This window comes from Streptomyces sp. CG 926 (assembly GCF_003148825.1).
GTDB lineage: Bacteria > Actinomycetota > Actinomycetes > Streptomycetales > Streptomycetaceae > Streptomyces.
Map to the genome: position 1 here is coordinate 733,933 of NZ_QGGZ01000002.1, position 17,088 is coordinate 751,020.

The 17,088-nt window shown below is 70.6% G+C and carries 14 protein-coding genes; 1 reads left to right on the top strand and 13 read right to left on the bottom strand.

Going from position 1 to position 17,088, the window contains the following annotated elements:
* Nucleotides 1–2: 2 nt before the first annotated feature.
* From BCL76_RS08465 to folC, 12 genes are all read right to left on the bottom strand, one after another.
* Nucleotides 3–782, bottom strand: a complete 780-nt coding sequence (locus BCL76_RS08465) for a TIGR03936 family radical SAM-associated protein (protein ID WP_109778921.1) — start codon at nt 780–782, stop codon at nt 3–5.
* A gap of 110 nt (nt 783–892) precedes the next feature.
* On the bottom strand, nt 893–1,921 hold the full coding sequence (locus tag BCL76_RS08470) for a hypothetical protein (protein ID WP_109778848.1): 1,029 nt from the start codon (nt 1,919–1,921) through the stop codon (nt 893–895).
* A 76-nt stretch (nt 1,922–1,997) separates the two neighbouring features.
* A complete protein-coding gene (locus BCL76_RS08475) occupies nt 1,998–3,923 on the bottom strand; it encodes a TIGR03960 family B12-binding radical SAM protein (RefSeq protein WP_181382469.1) in 1,926 nt (641 codons plus the stop codon).
* A 73-nt stretch (nt 3,924–3,996) separates the two neighbouring features.
* Nucleotides 3,997–5,517 carry a CYTH and CHAD domain-containing protein gene (locus BCL76_RS08480; RefSeq protein WP_109778850.1) on the bottom strand — a complete coding sequence of 507 codons (1,521 nt, stop codon included), beginning with the start codon at nt 5,515–5,517 and terminating at the stop codon, nt 3,997–3,999.
* Nucleotides 5,518–5,567: 50 nt separating this feature from the next.
* The gene (gene rodA / locus BCL76_RS08485) at nt 5,568–6,767 is read right to left on the bottom strand and encodes a rod shape-determining protein RodA (protein WP_030757301.1); all 1,200 of its coding nucleotides are present in this window, start codon (nt 6,765–6,767) and stop codon (nt 5,568–5,570) included.
* Nucleotides 6,768–6,775: 8 nt separating this feature from the next.
* Complete coding sequence (mrdA, locus tag BCL76_RS08490; RefSeq protein WP_109778851.1) at nt 6,776–8,953, bottom strand: penicillin-binding protein 2; 2,178 nt, start codon at nt 8,951–8,953, stop codon at nt 6,776–6,778.
* Nucleotides 8,954–8,966: 13 nt separating this feature from the next.
* On the bottom strand, nt 8,967–9,674 hold the full coding sequence (gene mreD / locus BCL76_RS08495; RefSeq protein WP_030715768.1) for a rod shape-determining protein MreD: 708 nt from the start codon (nt 9,672–9,674) through the stop codon (nt 8,967–8,969).
* A gap of 12 nt (nt 9,675–9,686) precedes the next feature.
* Entirely contained in the window at nt 9,687–10,631 is a 945-nt protein-coding gene (mreC, locus tag BCL76_RS08500) for a rod shape-determining protein MreC (protein ID WP_030757295.1), read from the bottom strand.
* A 134-nt stretch (nt 10,632–10,765) separates the two neighbouring features.
* Nucleotides 10,766–11,785 (bottom strand): rod shape-determining protein, encoded by a 1,020-nt coding sequence (locus BCL76_RS08505; protein ID WP_008738981.1) that lies wholly within the window; start codon nt 11,783–11,785, stop codon nt 10,766–10,768.
* A gap of 297 nt (nt 11,786–12,082) precedes the next feature.
* Complete coding sequence (gene ndk, locus BCL76_RS08510) at nt 12,083–12,493, bottom strand: nucleoside-diphosphate kinase (RefSeq protein ID WP_030715774.1); 411 nt, start codon at nt 12,491–12,493, stop codon at nt 12,083–12,085.
* A gap of 64 nt (nt 12,494–12,557) precedes the next feature.
* A complete protein-coding gene (locus BCL76_RS08515; protein ID WP_030757290.1) occupies nt 12,558–12,926 on the bottom strand; it encodes a DUF4233 domain-containing protein in 369 nt (122 codons plus the stop codon).
* Nucleotides 12,927–12,929: 3 nt separating this feature from the next.
* Nucleotides 12,930–14,468, bottom strand: a complete 1,539-nt coding sequence (gene folC, locus BCL76_RS08520; protein WP_109778852.1) for a bifunctional tetrahydrofolate synthase/dihydrofolate synthase — start codon at nt 14,466–14,468, stop codon at nt 12,930–12,932.
* Between the two features lie 116 nt (nt 14,469–14,584).
* Between folC and BCL76_RS08525 the strand changes: the two genes are divergently transcribed.
* Nucleotides 14,585–15,643, top strand: a complete 1,059-nt coding sequence (locus tag BCL76_RS08525; RefSeq protein WP_109778853.1) for a rod shape-determining protein — start codon at nt 14,585–14,587, stop codon at nt 15,641–15,643.
* 7 nt (nt 15,644–15,650) lie between these two features.
* On the opposite strand, the gene BCL76_RS08530 is transcribed toward BCL76_RS08525, so the two are convergent.
* Nucleotides 15,651–16,799 carry a sensor histidine kinase gene (locus BCL76_RS08530; RefSeq protein ID WP_109778922.1) on the bottom strand — a complete coding sequence of 383 codons (1,149 nt, stop codon included), beginning with the start codon at nt 16,797–16,799 and terminating at the stop codon, nt 15,651–15,653.
* Nucleotides 16,800–17,088: the final 289 nt, after the last annotated feature.

Sequence of the window (17,088 nt, forward strand, 5' to 3'; positions counted from 1 at the left end):
CCTTACGCGGCGGGACCTTCCGGCGCCTTCGCGTCGGCTGCTACGGCGGCCGTGGGTGGGGCGGCCGTGACAGCCTCGCGGTCGGGCGCGAGCGGGTCGGTCACCGTGCCGGACTCCTCGTCGAAGAGCCCCTGCGCCAGCCTGGTCACCGCTGAGGGGACCGGCGGCGCCAGGTCGGCCACAGCTCGGAGACCGGACAGGACGTCGTCGGGTCGCACGGCAGGTGTCAGATGCCGAACAACCAGCCGCAGTATCGCACAAGCATTGTCCAGCGGCCTATCAGCCGGGGCGGGAAGCGCTTGCAGGCTCACGACCGCGCCACGCGTGTCGAAGGTCCGCATACCGTTCTTGGTCCGACGCTGCACCTCCACGTTCTCCGCGGCGAGGAAGGCTCCCACGGCACGCTCGGCCTCGGCGAGCTCCACGCCGTCCAGGCGCAGCTCCCACACGGAGGCGGTCAGCCGGTCGGCGAGGCCCGAGGTACGGGCCTCGACCGCGTCGATGATGTCGAGCCCGGTCGGCATCGATTCGTCGAGCAGCTCACGGAGCTTCTCGGGGTCGCGGGGCTCGGCGAGGCCGATCTCCAGGTACTCGGCCTCGCTGCCGGTGCCGGTCGGTGCGGCGTTCGCGTACGAGACGCGCGGGTGCGGGGTGAAGCCGGCCGAGTACGCCATCGGCACCTCGGCGCGGCGCAGGGCCCGCTCGAAGGCGCGCTGGAAGTCACGGTGACTGGTGAACCGGAGGCGGCCGCGCTTGGTGTAGCGCAGTCGGATGCGCTGCACCACCGGTGCGGGAGGCGGGCCTTCGGGCTGTCGCTTGCCCAGTGGTTCTTCTCCTTGTGCGGGGCTCCGCGGCTCGCGCGTCGCCCTGAGGTCTGTCGACCCGCTCCGGCTCACCCCTGCCGTCGGGGCCGGGAGATCTCGTCAGCGGGTGCCGCGTCGGCGGCTGTCGTACTACCCAGAGTACGCGCCCGTGACCTCGCCGGTTCCCGGGGAGGAGTACCGAACAGCGCTTGTCGTACGGCGGCCCGTGCCTCCCGGACCGCGGCGCGGCCGGTGCGCCAGACCTCGCGGACGGCGTGGCCGACAGGCGTCAGCACGTACCGGTACACCCGGGAGGCAGGCCATCCGACGAGCACCCACCCGACCCACTTGAACCCGCGCCACAGGGCGGCGACGATCTGCCCGGCCACGTGCCAGGCCCAGCGGAGCACCCGCCCGACCGGCGTGAGCACGTACCGGTACAGGCCGACGGCCAGCCACGCCAGGCCCAGCCCGACGGGCCGCAGCAGGTACCGGAACCCGGCGACGGCCAGCCACAGGAGGCCGCGGCCGACGGGGGTGAGCACGTACCGGTACACCGCCGCGGCCAGCCAGGCGATGCCACGGCCGACGGGCGCGAGCACGTACCGCCACAGCGCGGCCCACGGCCACACGAACAGCGTCATGGCCAGGGCCCACAGGATCCAGGTGAGGCCCTTGGCGAGCGGCGCGAGCAGATAGCGCATGCCGCCCCGACCGACCCAGGCCACCGCCGTCCACAGCGGCCGCAGCACGTAGGTCAGCAGGATCCGCCCGGCCGGCGCGAGCAGGTGCTCGTACGCCCCCCGACCCAGCCACGCCAGCCCCCGGCCGACGGGGCTGAGCACATACCGCCAGAGCCCGACCCACGGCCAGACGAGGACCAGCTTGAACAGGACGGTCAGCAACCACCCCGTCGCACGCAACAGCGGACCCAGGACATGGACGTACAGCGGCCCGAGCACATGCCGACGCACGGCCCGGCCGCCGGCGACCAGCAGCTCCCAGAGCACTCGTACGGGCAGTACGACGAGTACGGCGACGATCTTCACGGGAATCCTGATGAGGCCCACCAGGCACCCGTCGCCACCGCCGCCGGGAGGCCGTTCGTCCATGTCCATGCAGCGAAGGACACACCGAAGGCCCCCACCCGTTGCGGGCAGGGGCCTCTCGTGACCCAAGGGTTACGTCAGCGGATCACTTCACGACCGACAGGGGCAGGAGCTTCTTGCCGGTCGGGCCGATCTGGATGTCCAGGTCGAGCTGAGGACACACGCCGCAGTCGAAGCACGGGGTCCAGCGGCAGTCGTCGACCTCGGTCTCGTCGAGGGCGTCCTGCCAGTCCTCCCAGAGCCAGTCCTTGTCGAGACCGGAGTCCAGGTGGTCCCAGGGCAGGACCTCCTCGTAGGTGCGCTCGCGGGTGGTGTACCAGGCCACGTCCACGCCGTAGGCGGGCAGGGTCTTCTCGGCCGCCTCCATCCAGCGGTCGTAGCTGAAGTGCTCGCGCCAGCCGTCGAAGCGGCCGCCCGACTCGTACACGGCGCGGATGACGTCGCCGATGCGGCGGTCGCCGCGCGAGAGGAGGCCTTCGACGATGCCCGGCTTGCCGTCGTGGTAGCGGAAGCCGATGGAGCGGCCGTACTTCTTGTCGCCGCGGATCTTGTCGCGGAGCTTGCCCAGGCGGGCGTCCGTCTCCTCGGCCGACAGCTGCGGCGCCCACTGGAACGGGGTGTGCGGCTTGGGGACGAATCCGCCGATGGACACCGTGCAGCGGATGTCGTTCTGGCCGGAGACCTCGCGCCCCTTGGCGATGACGTTGACCGCCATGTCGCCGATCTGGAGCACGTCCTCGTCGGTCTCGGTGGGCAGGCCGCACATGAAGTACAGCTTCACCTGACGCCAGCCGTTGCCGTACGCGGTGGAGACGGTCCGGATCAGGTCCTCTTCCGAGACCATCTTGTTGATGACCTTGCGCATGCGCTCGGAGCCGCCCTCGGGGGCGAAGGTCAGGCCGGAGCGGCGACCGTTGCGGGTCAGCTCGTTGGCCAGGTCCACGTTGAACGCGTCCACGCGGGTCGACGGCAGGGACAGGCCCACCTTGTCGTCCGTGTAGCGGTCCGCGAGGCCCTTGGCGATGTCGGCGATCTCCGTGTGGTCCGCCGAGGAGAGGGAGAGGAGACCGACCTCCTCGAAGCCCGTGGCCTTGAGCCCGCGCTCGACCATCTCGCCGATGCCGGTGATGCTTCGCTCCCGCACGGGGCGCGTGATCATGCCGGCCTGGCAGAAACGGCAGCCGCGGGTGCAGCCGCGGAAGATCTCCACGGACATGCGCTCGTGGACGGTCTCGGCGAGCGGGACCAGGGGCTGCTTGGGGTAGGGCCACTCGTCGAGGTCCATGACCGTGTGCTTGGACACGCGCCACGGCACGCCGGAGCGGTTGGGCACGACCCGGCCGATGCGGCCGTCCGGCAGGTACTCGACGTCGTAGAAGCCCGGCACGTAGACGTTGCCGGTCTTGGCGAGACGCAGGAGGACCTCTTCGCGCCCGCCCGGCCTGCCCTCGGCCTTCCAGGTGCGGATGATCTCGGTCATGTCGAGGACGGCCTGCTCGCCGTCGCCGATGACCGCGCAGTCGATGAACTCCGCGATCGGCTCGGGGTTGAAGGCCGCGTGGCCGCCCGCGAGGACGATCGGGTGGTCGACGGTACGGTTGCGGGCCTCCAGCGGGATGCCGGCGAGGTCCAGCGCCGTGAGCATGTTGGTGTAGCCCAGCTCCGTGGAGAAGGACAGGCCGAACACGTCGAAGGCGGAGACCGGGCGGTGGCTGTCCACGGTGAACTGCGGCACCTTGTGCTCGCGCATCAGTTCTTCGAGGTCGGGCCACACGCTGTAGGTGCGCTCGGCGAGGACGCCCTCGCGTTCGTTGAGCACCTCGTACAGGATCATGACGCCCTGGTTGGGCAGCCCGACTTCGTATGCGTCCGGGTACATGAGAGCCCAGCGGACGTCGCAGCTCTCCCACGGCTTGACCGTGGAGTTGAGTTCACCGCCGACGTACTGGATGGGCTTCTGCACGTGCGGAAGCAGGGCCTCAAGCTGAGGGAAGACCGACTCGGTCATCACGCGACTTTCGTGAAGCGGGCAGGGGGCAGCTATCTAGCGTACCCCGATGGCTCAGCCGCCCCCACCCGCATGATCACTTCAGGGCCGTCCGCAGGGCGGCGGCCGAGACCTTCGCCCAGATCTCGGGAAGCTCCCGCTCGCGCCGCTCGGCCAGAGCCTCCTCGCGTCCGTAGAGCAGGCCCCAGGTGAAGGCCGGCTCCCCGGCGGCCGTCGCCTGGGCGGCGAGGCCGCGTAGGGCGTCGCGCGCGACCACGCTGTCCTGGTGGTCACCGAGCAGGGTCTGGACCTTCTTCACGGCCTTGGCCAGGTGCTTCGCCGGTTTGCCGAGTTCGGGCACGGCCGACTCCGCCGCGTACCGCACTCGTTTGGCCGCCTTGCGGGCCTCGTGGAGCGCCAGGTCCCGTTCGTGACCCTCGTCGAGGGCGAGCGCGCCGTCGATGCGGGTGGCGAGGCGCGCGTAGTCGTGGAGCACCGCCTTGGGGAGGACCTTCCGCGGGGGCTCGGTGGCGCCGTCGAGCAGCGGGGGCGCGTCGAGCAGTGCGTCGAGGGTGTCGAGCAGGGTGACGTAGCGGTCGCTGTCGAGCGCGGCCAGGGCCCTGCGCCGCGATCCGGAGCGTCGGCTGCTGTTCCAGGTCCGTAGGCGGCTGCGGACCGGGCCGGTGAGGAGGGTGCGGGGCAGTTCGGCGAGGTGGGCCTGGAGCCGCTCCATCAGGACCTCTTGGTCGCGGTCGACGCCGAGTTCGGCGGCCAGCCAGCGCAGCTCGTCGCCGAGGGGGTCGGTGGCCTCGCGGTCCAGGACCTTGCGGTAGGTCTTGAAGGCGCTGCGCAGCCGGCGGGTGGCGACCCTCATCTGGTGGACGGAGTCGGGCAGGTTGCGTCGTACGGCCGGGTCTTGGGCTACCAAGGCGTCGCGCTGCTCGGTCAGGTACGCGAGGACGTGCGCGCCCGCGGTGCCCTCGGGTCCGCCGCCGCCCGGCCGGGCCGGGGGCTCGGCCGCGGTCTCGGCGAGGGCCCGGGCGAGTTTCGAGGGGGCGTCGGAGACCTTGAGGCCGGCTTTGCGGAAGGTCTGCTCCACGGCGTCGAGCAGTTCGGGGTCGACCCCGTCGGCGAGTTCCACCTCGACCTCGGTCCAGGCGGCGGTGGTGTCACCGCGTTCGGCGAGGACGGCGTCGGTGCTCAGTTCCGCGAGCAGGGCGCCGCCGGCGTCGAGGAGGTGGCTGACCTTGCGCGAGGAGAGGAGCCTGACCTGCGGCCGGAGTCCGGCGCCGCGGACGCGCGAGCGGACGAGGGCGGCGAGGGCGGGCGGGACCGTGTCGCTGAGCGCGGCCCCGATCTCGTCGCGTACGCCCGGGGAGACGGGCAGTTTGAGGTGCCAGCCCTCGTCCGCGCCGCCCGTTCTGCGCCTCAGGGTGAGACCGTCGGCGGCGAGCCGTTGGTCGGGGGTGTCGTAGTAGACGGCGTCGAGGTCGACGGTGCCCTGGTCGGAGACGGCCGCGATCGCGGCCGTGCCCGTCAGGTCCGGGACTCCGCGCCGGGCAGATTTGGCCTTGGAGAACTCGAATTTCCGCTCGATTTCGCGCTTGATGTCCGCCATAGACCGAACTTAGTCCTGAACGGATCACGTCGGCAGGGTGAACGGCCGCATCAGGCTGACAATGGCCGTTGCACCTTGATCGACTGCAGTAGTCCGATCGCCACCCACACGGCGAACATCGACGAGCCTCCGTACGAGACGAACGGCAGGGGGAGCCCGGCCACCGGCATGATCCCGAGGGTCATCCCGATGTTCTCGAAGGACTGGAAGGCGAACCAGGCGATGATCCCGGCGCACACGATCGTCCCGTACAGCTCGGTGGTCTCCCGGGCGATCATGCAGGCACGCCACAGGATGACGCCGAGCAGCACCAGGATCAGTCCGGCCCCGACGAAGCCCAGCTCCTCCCCCGCCACCGTGAAGACGAAGTCGGTCTGCTGCTCGGGCACGAACTGGCCGGTGGTCTGCGAGCCGTGGAAGAGCCCGGAGCCGGTCAGCCCGCCGGAGCCGATCGCGATGCGCGCCTGGTTGGTGTTGTAGCCGACGCCGGCCGGGTCGAGCTCGGGGTTGGCGAAGGCCGCGAAGCGGTTGATCTGGTACTCGTCGAGCACGCCGAGCTGCCATATCAGGACGGCGCCGCTCGCGCCCGCGCCGAGCAGGCCCACCACCCAGCGGTTGGAGGCTCCGGAGGCCAGCAGCACGCCGAGCACGATCACGATCATGACCATCACGGAGCCGAGGTCGGGCATCAGCATGACGATGCCCATCGGGGCCGCAGCGAGGCAGAGCGCCTTGACGACCGTGCGGTGGTCCGGGTGCGCGAGGTCGCCCGCGTCCACCCGGGTGGCCAGCAGCATCGCCATCACCAGGATGATCGTGATCTTCACGAACTCGGACGGCTGGAGGGAGAAACCGCCGCCGATGACGATCCACGCGTGGGCGCCGTTGATGGTGGCGCCGAGCGGGGTGAGCACGGCGAGGATCAGCACGAGGGAGAGCCCGTAGAGGATCGGCACGGCGCCCCGCAGGGTGCGGTGGCCGAGCCAGATCGTGCCGATCATCAGCACGAGGCCGATACCGGTGTTCAGGGCGTGCCGCGCCAGGAAGTAGTACGGGTCCCCCTGGTTCAGCGAGGTCCTGTTGCGGGTCGCCGACCACACCAGCATGGAGCCGATGAAGGACAGGGCGAGCGCGGAGAGGAGTATCGGCCAGTCGAGCCGGCGGACGACCGAGTCGCGGGCGGTGAGCTTGGCCATCGCCCCGCGCTCGGGCGCGTACCGGGAGACGGAGAACTTGTTGGCGGTCGGCATGTCTTTCCTCAGTCCTGGCGTGCCGCGGGCGGTGCGGGCGGACCGGCGAGCACGGCCGGCTCGAGGTCCTCCGGGGACGGCGGCACGTACGGCCGGATCTCCGGGGCGATGATGGAGCCGTCGGGGGCGATCCGGGGCAGCTTCGCCTCGGGCTTGATCAGCAGGGCCTTCTTCGGGTCCTGCTTGCCGGACATCGTCAGGCCGTAGATGGCGTTGTAGACGTTGCGCACGGCGGGACCGGAGGCGCCGGAGCCGGTGCCGCCCTGGGAGATCGTCATCACGATCGTGTAGTCCTCGGTGTACGTGGCGAACCACGAGGTGGTCTGCTTGCCGTAGACCTCGGCGGTTCCGGTCTTGGCGTGCATGGGGATCTGCTTCTGGGGCCAACCGCCGAAGCGCCAGGCGGCGGTGCCCTGGGTGGCGACGCCCGCCAGTGCGGCCTCCATCTTGCGCCTGGTCTCCTCGGTCATCGGCAGCCTGCCGTGGGCCTGCGGCTTGATCTCTTCGATCTTCTTGCCGTCAGCACTGATGATGGCTTTGCCGATGGTCGGGTTCCACATGGTGCCGCCGTTGGAGATGGCAGCGTAGATGGTGGCCATCTGGATCGGGGTCACCAGGGTGTCGCCCTGCCCGATGGAGTAGTTGACGGCGTCGCCGGCGCGCATGAGGTTGCCTTCGAGGCAGTTCTCGTAGGAGAGCAGCTCGACGTAGGTGCCGCCCTTCTTACCGGTCTTGCACCACATGTCCTTGTTGGCCTCCCAGAACGCCTGCTTCCAGCGGCGGTCGGGGACGCGGCCCTTCTCCTCGCCGGGCAGGTCCACGTGGGTCGGGGCGCCGAGGCCGAACTGGTGGGCGGTCTTGTAGAAGATCTCGGCCGGGTGCTTCTTCGGCTTGAGCCCGCCGTCCTTGATCCACTGCTGGTGGCCCAGCGCGTAGAACACGGTGTCGCAGGAGACCTCCAGCGCCCGGCCGAGGGTGATCGAGCCGTGGCCCTGGGACTCGAAGTTCTTGAAGACCTGGCCGCCGATGGAGTACGAGCTCGGGCAGGGGTACTCGCCGTCGAACTTGTAGCCCGCGTTGACCGCGGCCGCGGTCGGGATGACCTTGAAGATGGAGCCGGGGGCCGCCTGGCCCTGGATCGCCCGGTTCATCAGGGGGACGTTGGAATCCTTGGCGGTGAGCTTGGCGTAGTCCTTGCCGGAGATGCCGCCGACCCAGACGTTCGGGTCGAAGGTCGGGTTGGAGGCCATGGCCACCACGCGGCCGGTCTTGGACTCCAGGACCACGATGGCGCCCGCGTCGGCCTTGTAGGGGACGCCGGTGTTGCGGTCGATCTGCTTGCGCGCCTCGACCATCGCCGCGTTCAGCTCGTACTCGGCGACGCCTTGGACGCGGGCGTCGAGGCTGGTCACGAGATGGGCGCCGGGGACCGTCGGGTCGTTCCTGGCCTCGCCCATGACCCGGCCGAGGTTGTCGACCTCGTAGCGGGTGACGCCCGACTTGCCCCGCAGTTCCTTGTCGTAGGTGCGCTCCAGGCCGAAGCGGCCCACCTGGTCCGAGCGCAGGAAGGGCGAGTTGGTGTCCTTCGCCTTGATGATCTCGTCGTCGGTGACCGGGGAGAGGTAGCCGAGCACCTGGCCGGTGTTGGAGCCGCCGGGCGCCGGGTAGCGGCGTACGGCGGCAGGCTCCGCGGTGATGCCCGGGAACTCCTCGGGGCGTTCGCGGATCTGGAGGGCCTGCTGGGTGGTGGCCTCCAGCGTGACCGGGATCGGCTGGTAGGGGGAACCGTTCCAGCAGGGCTGCGGCGTCTTGGAGTCGCAGAGCCGGACCTTGTCCATGGCGTCCTGCGGCTTCATGTCCAGGACGGCGGCCAGCCGGGTCAGGACGCCCTTGCCCTTGTCCTTCATCTTCATCAGGTCGGTGCGGCTGGCCGAGACGACGAGACGGGTCTCGTTGTCGGCCATCGGCACACCGCGGGCGTCGAGGATGGAGCCGCGCACGGCGGGCTGGACGACCTGCTGGACGTGGTTGCTCTTGGCCTCGTGGTAATACTCGGCGCCGTTGCGGATCTGGAGGTACCAGAGCCGCCCGCCGAGGGTGAGCAGCATCGAGAAGACGAGGATCTGGATCATGACGAGCCGGATCTGCACCCGGGAGGTACGGCCGGTCTCCGGAACATTGGTCACGACTGCTCCTCGCTCACAGCTTTTTGACGCTCTTCACACCCTTGACCGGCTTGACCCCCTTTATACGGACGGCTTTGTTGGCCCGCGAGCGCGCGGTCTTCAGCCGCAGGCCGCCGCGCTGGCTGCCGATGCGCAGCCCCGTACCGCCGGCCAGCCAGCCGGCGGAGACGTCGGCGGCCTTGTTGGCGGGGCCGCCGCCGGCCTCGACGGCCATCGGGTCGTTCTCGGCGCGCCGGGCCAGGGCCATGATGAACGGCACGGTGAACGGCGCGAGCAGCAGGTCGTAGAGGGTCGCGGTGAACAGCAGCCCGGTCAGACCCACGTGGCGGGCGGCGGTGTCGCCGACGAGGGCGCCCACACCGGCGTAGAGCAGGGTGGAGCCGATCGCTGCGGCGACGACGGTGAGCATCGGGCCCCAGGCGGACCGGAAGCGGCCGCCGTCGGGGCGGGTCAGGCCGGCGACGTAGCCGATGACGCAGAGCACGAGCGCGTACCGTCCGGCGGCGTGGTCGGCGGGCGGGGCCAGGTCGGCGAGGAGGCCGGCGGCGAAGCCGATGAGCGCGCCGCTGACGTGCCCGTACACCAGGGCCAGCGAGACCACGGTGAGGAGCAGCAGGTCGGGCACGGCGCCGGGCAGTTGGAGCCGGCCCAGGACGGTGACCTGGATGACGAGGGCGACCACGACGAGGGTGGCCGAGAGCAGGATCCTGTTGAAGCGCATGGAGGTCTGTCCCTACTCGTCGGCGGGCTTGCCGGCCACCGCGGACCCGGACGGGGTGACCGTGACGGTGACCGTCGGGGTGGGCTTGGGGGCCTCGGGCTTGGGCGGCAGGACCGCGTCGCGGGGGTCCTCGCGCGGCGGCATCACGACGACGCCGACGATGTCCAGGCGCGAGAAGCCGACGAACGGACGCACCCAGATGGTGCGGGTCAGGTCGCCGCGCGAGGGGTCGACCTTGACCACCTCGCCGATCGGCACCCCGGGCACGAACGGCTTGTTGCCGCGCGAGCCGAAGGTGACGAGCCGGTCGCCGGGGCTGACCTTGGCCTTGCCGTTGAGCATCTGGACGGACAGGGCGCGGTCGCCCTGGCCGGTGGCGAAGCCCAGTTCACCGGTCTTCTCCAGCCGGGTGCCGACGGTGAAGTCGGGGTCGTTGGCGAGGACGACGGTGGCGGTGTCGGGGCCGACGGTGCTGACCCGGCCGACGAGGCCGTCCCCGTTGAGGACGGTCATGTCGCGTTCGATGCCGTCCTTGCTGCCGGCGTCGATGGTGACGGTCCAGGAGAAGCCCTGGGCCGCTCCTATCGCGATGACCTCGGCGCCCTTGATGCCGTACTGCCCGGCGCCGGCCCGCTTGAGCATCTCGTCGAGCTCGTGGATGCGGCTGCGGGTCTGGTCCTCGCTGCCCAGCTTGGCCTTCAGCGCCGCGTTCTCGCGCTCCAGCGTGGCGATGCGGTTGTGGCGCTCGCCGGAGTCCCGTACCGCCCCTATGGCGTTGGCGACCGGATCGACCGCGGTCGCCACACCTTCCTCGACCGGGCCGAAGACCGCTGCGGCGGCCTGCCGGGCACCGTCGACCGGCGACTCCTCGCCTGCCCTGATGTCCACCGTGATCAGTGCGAACGCGATGGCGATCAGAAGCACCAGGAGCAGCCGGCTTTCTCGTGTGTCCCTCACGTGCGGCGGCCGTGCCTTCCTCGTCGGATTTCTCTTTTGCCTGTATATCAACGATCCGCCGCACGGGCCCGGTAGCACCCGTACGGCGGATCCTTGTGTGTCCGCATGGCCCCTCCGGTGTGGAGGGGCATCTGTCAGCGACGGGGCTGGGCGTCCAGGACCTGCTGGAGGGCCTCGAACTCCTCGACACACTTGCCGGAGCCGAGCGCGACGGAGTCGAGGGGATCCTCCGCGATGTGGATCGGCATGCCGGTCTCCCGGCGCAGCCGCTCGTCGAGGCCGCGCAGCAGGGCGCCGCCACCGGTCAGGACGATGCCGCGGTCCATGATGTCGCCGGAGAGCTCCGGCGGGCACTTGTCGAGCGTGGTCTTGACCGCGTCGACGATGGCGTTGACCGGCTCCTCGATGGCCTTGCGCACCTCGGCGGCCGAGATGACGACCGTCTTGGGCAGGCCGGAGACCAGGTCGCGACCGCGGATCTCGGTGTGCTCGTCCTTGTCGAGGTCGTAGGCCGAGCCGATGGTGATCTTGATCTGCTCGGCCGTCCGCTCACCGAGGAGGAGCGAGTACTCCTTCTTGATGTGCTGGATGATCGCGTTGTCGAGCTCGTCGCCGGCCACCCGGATGGACTGTGCCGTGACGATTCCGCCGAGGGAGATGACGGCGACCTCGGTGGTGCCGCCGCCGATGTCCACGACCATGTTGCCGGTGGCCTCGTGGACGGGCAGGCCCGAGCCGATGGCGGCGGCCATGGGCTCTTCGATGATGTGCACCTGGCGGGCGCCGGCCTGCGTGGACGCCTCGATGACGGCGCGTCGCTCCACTCCTGTGATGCCGGAGGGAACGCAGACCACCACGCGCGGGCGTGCCAGGTAGCGGCGCTTGTGGATCTTGAGGATGAAGTACCGGAGCATGCGCTCGGTGATCTCGAAGTCGGCGATCACGCCGTCCTTGAGGGGCCGTACGGCGACGATGTTGCCGGGCGTGCGCCCGATCATCTTCTTCGCCTCCGAGCCGACCGCCAGGATGCCGCCGGTGTTCGTGTTGATGGCGACCACGGACGGCTCGTTCAGGACGATCCCCCGGCCCCTCACGTACACCAGCGTGTTGGCGGTCCCGAGGTCGATCGCCATGTCACGGCCGATGAACGACATTTTGTTCCCCTTGTTCCCCATGAGGAGCGTCTGGCCTTCCAGTTGATAGCGGCTGCTGTCAGGGTCGGCGAGGTGGGTGTGTGGGTGGAGGCCCCATCGTAGTGCCGCAAGTACGAAGACCGCGCGACGGGACTCCGGCAATCCCGCCGGAATGGATACCCGCCCCCTCAGTGGTGACGACGTGTCCTGCCCAGGCGTTCCCGCTTCCGCCCGGAAATACCGGGGGGCGACCGAAATTACTTCGGTCGCCCCAGGTCATGAGCGCTATTCGGCTGATGTTCCGTCAGGAAAGAGTGCTCAGAGCGCCGGGAAGAACAGCTTCAGCTCACGTTCGGCGGACTCCTCGGAGTCCGAGGCGTGGATCAGGTTCTCACGCGTGATCGTGCCGAAGTCACCCCGGATGGAGCCCGGCGCCGCGGCGATCGGGTCAGTGGGTCCGGCCAACTGGCGGACACCCTCGATCACGCGCTCCCCTTCGACCACCAGAGCGACGACGGGACCGCTCGCCATGAAGCCCATGAGGGGCTCGTAGAACGGCTTGCCCTTGTGCTCGCCGTAGTGCGCCTCCAGGGTCTCCTGGTCCAGCGTACGCAGCTCCAGCGCGGGGATGGTCCAGCCGGCCTTCCGCTCGATGCGGCCGATGATCTCGCCGACCAGACCGCGACGGACGGCGTCGGGCTTGAGCAGGACGAGGGTGCGCTGGGTCATGTTGCGGCTCCTTGCGGCAAACGGGTGCGGTAGGGCGAATCTACAGGGCCGATCCGGGGACCCGTCACGCAGCGTCAGGCGCCCCGGGCGCGCCCTGCGCCTCCTGGGCGGCCGCCCAGCGCGCCTTGATCGTGTCGATCTTGCGGCCGTAGTGCACGGAGCACCACCACAGCCCGGCGAACACCGCGCCGAGGAAGAACATCGTCGGCACGACGAACCCGCTCAGGATCAGGCCGACCTGCAGCGCCCAGCCCAGCTGGACCGCCCCGGGACGCGACAGCATCCCGCACAGCAGGACCGACAGCAGCATCGTGACCCCGCACACCGTCCAGACCGTGGCCTGGGTCAGGTCGGGGTCCTTCATCGCCACCAGCCCCGCGAAGCCGATCACGAAGAACTCGCCGATCAGCGTGCTCGCACACAGCGTGCGCATCCCTCAGCCCCTCTTCAACAGCAGGCGGGCCTCGCCCACCGTGATCACGGAACCGGTCACCAGGACCCCGGCCCCTCCGTATTCGGCCTCTTCCTCCGCCAGGGTGATCGCCGCCTCCAGGGCGTCGTCCAGCCGCGGCTCCACCTGCACCCGCTCCGCGCCGAAGACCTCGACCGCGACGGCCGCCAGCTCGTCCGCGCCCATCGCCCGGTGGCTGGAGTTCTCCGTCACCACCACCTCCGCGAAGATCGGCTCGAAGGCCTCCAGCACCCCGCGGACGTCCTTGCCCTCGCTCGCGGCCACGACCCCGATCAGCCGGCTGAAGCCGAACGACTCGGTGACCGCCTCCGCGGTGGCCGCCGCGCCCGCCGGGTTGTGGGCCGCGTCCAGGACCACGGTCGGGCTGCGCCGCACGACCTCCATCCGGCCCGGCGAGGACACCGAGGCGAAGGCCTTGCGCACGGTGTCCAGGTCCAGGACCCGGGCGTGCTCGCCGCCGATGCCGAAGAAAGCCTCCACGGCGGCCAGGGCGACCGCCGCGTTGTGCGCCATGTGCGCGCCGTACATCGGCAGGAAGATGCCGTCGTACTCGCCACCCACGCCGCGCAGCGTCAGCTGCTGGCCGCCGACCGCGACCTCGCGCGAGACGACGCCGAACTCCATGCCCTCGCGGGCCACCGTGGCGTCCACCTCGACGGCCTTCTTCAGCAGCACCTGCGCCGCGTCCACCGGCTGCTGGGCCAGGATCACGGTCGCGTCCTGCTTGACGATGCCGCCCTTCTCCACGGCGATCTCACCGGGGGTGGAGCCGAGCCGGTCGGTGTGGTCCAGGCTGATCGGGGTGACCACCGCGACGGACGCGTCGATCACGTTGGTCGCGTCCCAGCTGCCGCCCATGCCGACCTCGACGACGGCCACGTCCACCGGGGCGTCCGCGAAGGCCGCGTAGGCCATGCCGGTGAGCACCTCGAAGAAGGACAGCCGGTACTCCTCGGAGGCGTCGACCATCTCCACGTACGGCTTGATGTCGTGGTACGTCTCGACGAACCGCTCGGCGGTGATCGGCGCCCCGTCGAGGCTGATCCGCTCGGTGATCGACTGCACGTGCGGGCTGGTGTAGCGGCCGGTGCGCAGCTCGAAGGCGTTCAGCAGGGACTCGATCATGCGGGCCGTGCTCGTCTTGCCGTTGGTGCCGGTGATGTGGATGGACGGGTACGCGCGCTGCGGCTCGCCCAGCACGTCCATCAGCGCCGCGATGCGCGACACCGACGGTTCCAGCTTGGTCTCGCCCCAGCGGGTGGCCAGCTCCTGCTCCACCTCCGACAGCGCCTTGGCGACCTCGGGGTCGACGGGCCGGGCGGGTACCGGGTCGCCCTGGGGCGATCCGGCCTGGGCGCGCAGGGTGCGGCTACCGGCCTCGATCACCGCCAGGTCGGGGTCGCGGTCGGACTCTTCCGCCACGATCTGGTCGAACTCGTCGAAGGTGGCGGCGAGGTCGTCGTTGTCGTCGCGGTCGTGGCTCTCGGGCTGCTGGTCACTCACAGGGCCAGTCTACGGACGGGGACCCGGGGGACTTTCGGCCCGGCCGTTTCGGGACGTTCGACACCCGGAGCGACCTGATCGTTATGCAAGCCTTGCGGCAGGAGATAGGGGAATAAATGCCGCAGGCCAGCAGCAACAAGACAGCATCCAGCCGCGACATAGGGATGGACCTGGGCACCGCCAACACCCTCGTCTACGCACGGGGGCACGGGATCGTCCTCGATGAGCCGTCCGTGGTCGCCGTGAAGGCGGGCACCACCAGCGCCCTGGCCGTCGGCACGGACGCCAAGGAGACCATCGGCCGCACCCCCGGCTCCATCACCGCCATCCGACCGCTGCGGGGCGGTGTGATCTGCGACTACGAGGCCGCCGAGGAGATGATCCGGCACTTCGTCCGCAAGGCCGTCCCGGGCCGGCGGCCGCGCACCCGGATGGTGATCTGCGTGCCCTCCGGTGTCACCCCCGTCGAGCGGCGGGCGATCGTCCAGGCGGCCACACGGGCCGGAGCCAGGGCCGTGCACCTGATCGAGGAGCCGATGGCCGCGGCCATCGGCGCCGGACTGCCGGTGGCCGAGCCCCGCGGTTCCATGGTCGTGGACATCGGCGGCGGCACCTCCGAGGTCGCCGTCATCTCCCTGGGCGGCATCGTCACGTCCCGGTCGCTGCGCGTCGGCGGGGACCGGCTCGACGCGGCCGTCATGGACCACGTACGCAAGGAGCACGGGCTGCTCATCGGGGAACGCACCGCCGAGGACGTCAAGCTGGGCCTCGGCTCTGCCTGGCCGGTCCCGGACCGCCCTGAGCTGGAGACGCGCACCTTCACCGTGCGCGGCCGCGAGCGGGTCGGCGGCATGCCCAAGACCCTCACGCTGACCGCCCGCGACGTCCGGGCCGCACTCGACGAGCCGGTCGAGGCGATCATCGCCGCCGTGCGCACCACGCTGGAGGAGTGCCCGCCGGAGCTGTCCGGTGACGTGATGGAGCACGGCATCGTCCTGACCGGCGGCGGCGCACTACTGCCCGGCCTCGACCTGCGAATGGCGTCCGCCACGGGCATCCCGGTCTTCGTCGCGGACGACCCGCTGCACTGCGTGGCGCTGGGCTCCGGCCGGTGCGTGGAGGACCTGGACACCCTGGAGACCCTGGGCGGCCTGTCGGCCCCGGCGAAGGCCTGAGAAGGGCTCAGCCGCGCGGGAGGGTGGCGACGACCTCGTACGCGTCCCGCGTGCGCGTCGCCGTCAGGGTCCCGCCCAGGCTGCGGACGCGCTCGGACATGCTCGCCGTGCCGGAGCCCGCCGAGACGGGGGCCCGGCCCGGAGCCCGGGCCGGCAGCCCGTTGCTGACCGCTATCCGCAGCCTCGGGCCGTCCGCCGTGATGGACACGTCGATGGTCTCCCCGTGTGCGTGCTTGGCGGCGTTGGTCAGGCACTCCTGCACCACCCGGTAGACCGCCGCCTGCCGTAGCGGGGAGAGGGCGCGCGCGTCCTCGTCCATGGCGAGCCGGACGGGCGAGCCGGCCCGCCCGCTCTCCTCGGCGAGGGCGGGCAGCCCGTCCACGCCCGGGGTCGAGGCCCGTTCCCCGCGCTGCACGATGATCTCGTTGAGCACCAGATGGGCTCGGCGCGCGGTGTCGGCCAGCTCCTCGAAGTCCGGCCCGTACGTCGTCTCGCGCGCCCGCATCGACAGCACCTCGGAGCGGACCGTGAGCAGGGTCAGCTCACGCCCGACGAAGTCGTGGACGTCGCGGGCCACGGAGGTGCGCTCCTGCTGGACGGCGTGGAGCACGGCGGACTCGGCCCGCCGGGCGGTCAGCTCCCCCACCAGGTCGTGCCGGTAGGCGGCGATGCCCACCGCGGAGGCGAGCACCCCGATGGGCACGACCACGCTGAGGAATCCGCTGAGGGTCTGTCCCTCGGGCTCGGGCCAGCCCGGCAGGACGAACATGCCGAGCGCGAAGGCGCCGTAGGCGAGCGTGGCGAGGATGCCGGCCCGGCGCCCGCGGTAGCGGCCGACCGAGTAGAGGGCGAACTGGATCAGGGTGAGCTCGTGCAGCCACCCGATGAAGAGCAGCGCGGCCAGGTACGAGATCCAGGGCTGTCGGCGGCGCACCAGCAGGGTGGCGCAGCCCAGGGCGAGCACGACGACCGCGGCGGGCCCGGTCAGGGAGTTGTCGGCGGCGGCGAGGCCCGGGAGGTCGAGGGCCATCAGGCCGAGGCAGCCGAGCGCGGTGAGCACGTCCATCGCCCGCGGCGACCCGGCCCAGCCCTCGGTGAGCCGGCGGCCGGAAGCCACCAGCCGGTCGAAGGCCGGGACGGCGGGCTTGACGCGCATGCCCTCCATCATCCGTGGTCGGCGCTCCGGTTCGGATCGCCCCGGAATCGAAATCGGAGTGATTTAGGGCACTTCGGACAGGCCTCCGCTGTGACACGGCCCCCCGCACGGGGAAGGGATACGCCGAAGGCCCCCGCATCGACCGACGGTGCGGGGGCCTTCACCTGTACGTACGTACGTACCGGGTCCGACGGGGCCTAAAGGTTGTTGCAGAAGGCTCAGTTTTGGGCATTTTGCCTGTATGGGTGGGGTGTTGAGGGCTGAGCCGGTGTGGGTGGAGACGTTCACG

Excerpts from the sequence above, each read along its gene's own strand:
- mreD (WP_030715768.1), bottom strand. The coding sequence starts at position 9,674 with ATGCGCTTCAACAGGATCCTGCTCTCGGCCACCCTCGTCGTGGTCGCC.
- BCL76_RS08530 (WP_109778922.1), bottom strand. The coding sequence starts at position 16,799 with ATGCGCGTCAAGCCCGCCGTCCCGGCCTTCGACCGGCTGGTGGCTTCC.
- BCL76_RS08470 (WP_109778848.1), bottom strand. The coding sequence starts at position 1,921 with ATGGACATGGACGAACGGCCTCCCGGCGGCGGTGGCGACGGGTGCCTG.
- BCL76_RS08480 (WP_109778850.1), bottom strand. The coding sequence starts at position 5,517 with ATGGCGGACATCAAGCGCGAAATCGAGCGGAAATTCGAGTTCTCCAAG.
- rodA (WP_030757301.1), bottom strand. The coding sequence starts at position 6,767 with ATGCCGACCGCCAACAAGTTCTCCGTCTCCCGGTACGCGCCCGAGCGC.
- ndk (WP_030715774.1), bottom strand. The coding sequence starts at position 12,493 with ATGACCCAGCGCACCCTCGTCCTGCTCAAGCCCGACGCCGTCCGTCGC.
- BCL76_RS08515 (WP_030757290.1), bottom strand. The coding sequence starts at position 12,926 with ATGCGCACGCTGTGTGCGAGCACGCTGATCGGCGAGTTCTTCGTGATC.
- BCL76_RS08525 (WP_109778853.1), top strand. The coding sequence starts at position 14,585 with ATGCCGCAGGCCAGCAGCAACAAGACAGCATCCAGCCGCGACATAGGG.
- BCL76_RS08505 (WP_008738981.1), bottom strand. The coding sequence starts at position 11,785 with ATGTCGTTCATCGGCCGTGACATGGCGATCGACCTCGGGACCGCCAAC.